The sequence below is a fragment of the Bacillota bacterium genome, assembly GCA_013314855.1.
Taxonomy (GTDB): domain Bacteria; phylum Bacillota; class Clostridia; order Acetivibrionales; family DUMC01; genus Ch48.
In genome coordinates this window covers 1-4,795 of sequence record JABUEW010000197.1, presented here as the reverse complement: position 1 = coordinate 4,795, position 4,795 = coordinate 1, and the positions used below count along the sequence as shown (strand labels likewise).

The window sequence follows — 4,795 nt, the reverse complement described above, 5'->3', positions numbered from 1 at the left end:
AGGTAAGTCAGCAAATTTCGTAGTGTTAAATGTATGTTCCATCACTGTATACACAGATAGTGCTTTGAAGCCGATATGAATATCCTCTGTTTACATACCACTCCTCTTCCAATACCGTAGTGAGCTTGTCTTCTATTTGCGTCCAGCTTTTTATTTCACTCCAATAACCATTATTGTAACGTTGCAAACTGGCTACGATTTTAACCCGATCAGCATTAATTGCGATAACGAAAAAACCTTCTTTGTTTTTTCCGTTCACTCAATATAACGAAATACAAAGAGGTTTTGTTAGAAAATTTATATGGAAAAATTTAATCATCTTCAAATTTCAGCACTTTAAATAATTTTACAGCTTCTATTTGGCCAATTTTACCAATTAATTATATATTTCACTGCTTAAAAGATTTAAATGTCCTATATAGGGTATATAAAGCTGTTGCAATAAATAAAAGGGAAGCAATTAAAGAAGCTTTAGCATAAGCAGGAACCTGTTCATAGGGAACTTTTTCATCTGCTCCAAATAAGCTCAATATTATTCCAATTAAACCACAAAATAATATGCCTACTCCGTCTCCGTCAATTATCTCATTTTTTAATCTGATATAATCACTAAATAAAACCAGCCCTATTACAAGGAATAAAATTGATATAAATTTCAATTTTTTCTTCACTATCTCCTCTCCCCCTCTACCTTTATTACAAAGATAAATCATTAAAATTTATTTTTGCTTATCATTGTTAATTATACTTCAATTATACTAGAATAATGTATAAATTTATACACTGAACCCAGTTATTTCCTTGGTCATTCTATGTTTTTCATAATAAGGAGATTTGAACCGGTAGGCCATATAAGCCTAGCAGCAACATCCAGGTTGCCATCACCTGCAGCATCGCCTATGAACTTGATCTCAATGCGTTCCCTCTTTTCAAAGGAACGGAATCTGCGATAAACAGCAGAATCCAGTACTTTGAATTGGTCGGGAGAATTTATATCCTCAATCCACAATATCGCCCTGAAATAACCGTCTTTATTATCAATAAACTGTTGCTCGCTCCAGTTTATTCGGTCTTTTTGGTTATCATCTTCAAAAGAGTGGATAACAAGTATAACGCCCTTCTCATCATTTGACGGATGAGCAACTTCGAATGCTTCGACAGACGATATCACGGCATTTTGAAGCCCATTATCTTTCTTATATGCAGATATAGTTGTATTATATTTTTGAATATCTGTAATTTTAGATAAAACATATGAAATTGCTTTCCCGTTTGAAAGAAGCGCAAGTTCGGTTTTGTATTCTTTATTTTCTGAAAATTTGATCAAATACGTGTCTGCATAAAGTCCTTCGCACAGTTTTGCATTAGCAGTTCCGATCAAATGTCCTTCTGCATGCTTACGTAAATATGAATCAAAAAAAACATTATTGTTCATCGACTACAACAAACATATTTCCGTTCCATACATATTTAATCTCTTTATATCCGTGCCTATCTTCTCTCCCTACTACAGCACGAACAGTTCCGTTTTCACAAATCCTAGAGGTCCTACGTTCCCATAAAGAAAAATCCCATAAAGAATGATTACTTTTCAATGTATAAAAATATCCGCCCTCAACAGGAAGATTTTTAAGTTTGCCCTCATTATCTATTGAAAATATAACATACTGGAATTCCCCCGAATGCGCATGTTCGCCAGTGGCAACCTCCCCTATGCCAATAGTATGAATTCGAAAACTCGTAGGGTTTCCGACATATATATTTGAGGCAGAGCAATTTCTGCTTTACCTCCAATATCCACCATAAATTACCAAAATATTTTCCAGTTATTTTTTACCAAAATAGTGTACAGTACATAAAGTATTTTTAATACATAAAAAATTTTTCAACAAATATCCTAATATTAACCAAATATGGTTGCGATCTCTCTTGACAAACGTTTGTTCCGTCCATAATCGAAGTGGATGGTATTTTTTACCATTACTTTGATTATGGAGGTTTTATTTATGCTGCGTGATTGGATCTCTCATGATGTGTACCAAAAAAATCTTATTTTTCAACTACTATGTTTATTACTTACCTGCGGAAAAAGGATAATTGAGCTGAAAGACTCTATTTCCAAGCTCTTTTTGCTCAACCTTGACCTCATTCGCAGTATCCTTAGCCCCCTGTATTCCAATACAGGACGCCCAGCTAAGAATCAGCAAGGTATTATACGCTCCTTTGTCCTTATGCTTGACCAGGGTGAACATGACATACCTAAGTGGTCAGCCAGAATCGCCAGTGATGAGCTACTTTGCGCTATATGTGGGTTTGAATATGGCAAAGCGCCATCTTTCAGCTCATATTACGACTTGACCAAGAGACTCTGGCAAGCCTCCCATAAAGTGCAGGTAGCCAGAAAGAAAAAGCTACGCACTTTTAAGCCTAAGCCCCGCAAGAAGCCTGGGGCCGGTAAAAAATATGTCCTCCCAAGGCATAATGGCGTTGTTAAAAAGTTCGCCTCACTTGCAATCCGGGACAAGCTCCCCGAGTATCGACCTGAGATAGTTTTGCAGAAGCTCCTGGCCAGATGCGTCGTCGATACTTCCCTTAAAATGGGCATCCTCGGCAACCCCAAAAGCCTCTCTATCTCTAATGACGGCACTACCTATTATTCAGGTGCCAGCCACTATGGTGTAAAAGTCTGCGATTGCAAATCCAAGGGGATCTTTGACTGCAAATGCCCAAGGCGCTATTCCGACCCCGATGCTACTTGGGGCTGGGACAGCTACCGCGAACAGTGGTTCTACGGCGATACGCTGTTTGTTTGCACTGCGGCAGATAGTCCCTACGACTTGCCTATTTATCTGCGCAAAGCCCAGGCTCAAAGGCATGACAGCATTATCGCCGTTTTTGCACTCAATGAAGTCATAAAGCTTTACCCTGATATTTCCTTCAAAAATTATATAGCTGATGGCTCCATGGATAATTACCCTACCTATAACCTCCTCCAGCACCATAACATGATACCCTTTATCCCTCTTGACTCTACTGCCAAGTTCCCCGATAAGGACCTGCCTCCCGGAGTCCTTTGCTTCGATAATGAGGGAAATCCTATTTGCATGGGTGGCATACCTTATCAAAACTGCGGTTATTCTTATCCTAAAGGTATCAAGTACAGGTGTTGGTTTGACTACCATGGGATTGATAAACCTTGCAGCTGCACCAACAGCCCCTATGGTAGAACTATTTACATTAAACCGGACTATGACCCAAGGCTTTTTCCTCCTGTATCCCGCAGCTCGGATACCTTCAAGGAAATGCTTAACCGGCGGACTACAGTGGAACGCAGTCATAAACGGCTTTTTAAAGATTACGATATTGAAGCCGGTAACTGCCGTAGTTCAAGAGAACGTTTTATGCGGGCTACCATGGCTGCCATCAATATACACCTGGATGCCTGGATTAAGCATACCGGATTCAGCATTATTCCTTTGCTCGAGGAAATAGCTGCTTAAGTTGCTTAACCTGCCTAATTTTTAAATCCTCTTTTTGAGTTTTATCTCCCAAGCACATTGGGTTAGCCTTGCTATGCTCTTTTTTCCTCTCACCCTGTTTATACACGCAGCATATTTTGTTTTCAACGTGCCCTTTCTTCTTACTTTTAGATTAATACTGGATTAATTTCCTTTTATTATTAATATTACCAGTTTGCTACAAAGCCTCCACCCTACTTTTCGAATTCATACCCAATATCTAGGTCACCATCTGCATTCATATCTTGAAACCCAAGCTTGAATTCGCCGATAAAGCCCATATCCCTGTTTTCAAAAAATTGATTTAGTGCTATACGGTCTATTTCCTCTCCTGAGACATTCCTGGAAACAAGGGCAAATTGACCATAAAATCTGCTTTTGTACATGTCAAATCCATCATCATCCGGTGTTAACGGTTTTTTATATTTCGTTTGTTCAATATTAACGAAGAAGACAATATTGTTATCAACAGTTACCTTATTGGAGGATACTATGGCTAATTTCTCCTTTTTTTCCGTACATCCGGTAAAAAACAGCATGGATATGATAATCACACCAATTAATTTGAATTTCATATTCTTTACCCTCCGGACATCTCCGTTCAATTTCCAGTTGCGTCTTCTCAAAGGTTTCCTTCGATATAATTGGTGATAAGTGCAAACTCCTCCTGTGTAATTAAAACCTCTTTAAGCAGCTTCTTTAAAAGGTGCCGGATTTTAAAAACCCGACACCTTTTGGTTCGCATATTTATACACAAAATATAAAATATTCGGGAGGGGTATAATGCCGAAATTTACAAAAAAAGGGGGAAGCCGGGACCGGCAACGTGGTAGAAGCCGTAAGGCACATCCGCACCGTTATGGCGGAGATCCGGCGGCTTCAGAATATGCCCAGAGAAGAGTTGATGGCCACCGCCAAGGAAATGGGGGCTCCCTATGACCTGGTACTTTATGTGGCGGAAAACGGCAAGCTTCCGGTGGTGAATTTCGCCGCCGGGGGTGTGGCTACACCCGCCGACGCGGCGCTGTTAATGCAGTTGGGATGCGACGGGGTATTTGTGGGTTCGGGCATCTTTAAATCGGAAAACCCTGTAAAGCGCGCCCAAGCCATTGTAAAGCCTGTAACCTATTACAACGACCCTGAGATCCTAGCGGAAGTTTCGGAAGACCTGGGTGAAGCTATGTATAGCTATGAGATAAGTAAACTGGAAGAGCGCTATGCTGAGCGGGGATGGTAGAAGCTTGGAAACAATATAGGCCACCTCCAAAATAGATCTC

General features: G+C 39.8%; 5 protein-coding genes and 1 pseudogene. 2 read left to right on the top strand and 4 right to left on the bottom strand.

The features are described from left to right. Window positions 1–389: 389 nt before the first annotated feature. From HPY74_19835 to HPY74_19825, 3 genes are all read right to left on the bottom strand, one after another. Window positions 390–671 (bottom strand): hypothetical protein, encoded by a 282-nt coding sequence (locus HPY74_19835; protein NSW92859.1) that lies wholly within the window; start codon window positions 669–671, stop codon window positions 390–392. A gap of 134 nt (window positions 672–805) precedes the next feature. Further along, on the bottom strand, window positions 806–1,381 hold the full coding sequence (locus HPY74_19830) for a hypothetical protein (protein NSW92858.1): 576 nt from the start codon (window positions 1,379–1,381) through the stop codon (window positions 806–808). A 43-nt stretch (window positions 1,382–1,424) separates the two neighbouring features. Further along, window positions 1,425–1,595 carry a hypothetical protein gene (locus HPY74_19825; GenBank protein ID NSW92857.1) on the bottom strand — a complete coding sequence of 57 codons (171 nt, stop codon included), beginning with the start codon at window positions 1,593–1,595 and terminating at the stop codon, window positions 1,425–1,427. 411 nt (window positions 1,596–2,006) lie between these two features. Here HPY74_19825 and HPY74_19820 point away from each other — a divergent pair, with 411 nt between their 5' ends. Further along, window positions 2,007–3,500 carry a hypothetical protein gene (locus tag HPY74_19820; GenBank protein NSW92856.1) on the top strand — a complete coding sequence of 498 codons (1,494 nt, stop codon included), beginning with the start codon at window positions 2,007–2,009 and terminating at the stop codon, window positions 3,498–3,500. Between the two features lie 212 nt (window positions 3,501–3,712). Here HPY74_19820 and HPY74_19815 read toward each other — a convergent pair whose 3' ends face one another. Continuing rightward, complete coding sequence (locus HPY74_19815; protein NSW92855.1) at window positions 3,713–4,093, bottom strand: hypothetical protein; 381 nt, start codon at window positions 4,091–4,093, stop codon at window positions 3,713–3,715. 218 nt (window positions 4,094–4,311) lie between these two features. Here HPY74_19815 and HPY74_19810 point away from each other — a divergent pair. Then, window positions 4,312–4,755 (top strand): annotated as a pseudogene (locus HPY74_19810) (pyridoxal 5'-phosphate synthase lyase subunit PdxS). Window positions 4,756–4,795 lie beyond the last annotated feature (40 nt).

Bases quoted from the DNA above. Each gene is read 5' to 3' on its own strand.
- HPY74_19820 (NSW92856.1), top strand. From the start codon at position 2,007: ATGCTGCGTGATTGGATCTCTCATGATGTGTACCAAAAAAATCTTATT.
- HPY74_19815 (NSW92855.1), bottom strand. From the start codon at position 4,093: ATGAAATTCAAATTAATTGGTGTGATTATCATATCCATGCTGTTTTTT.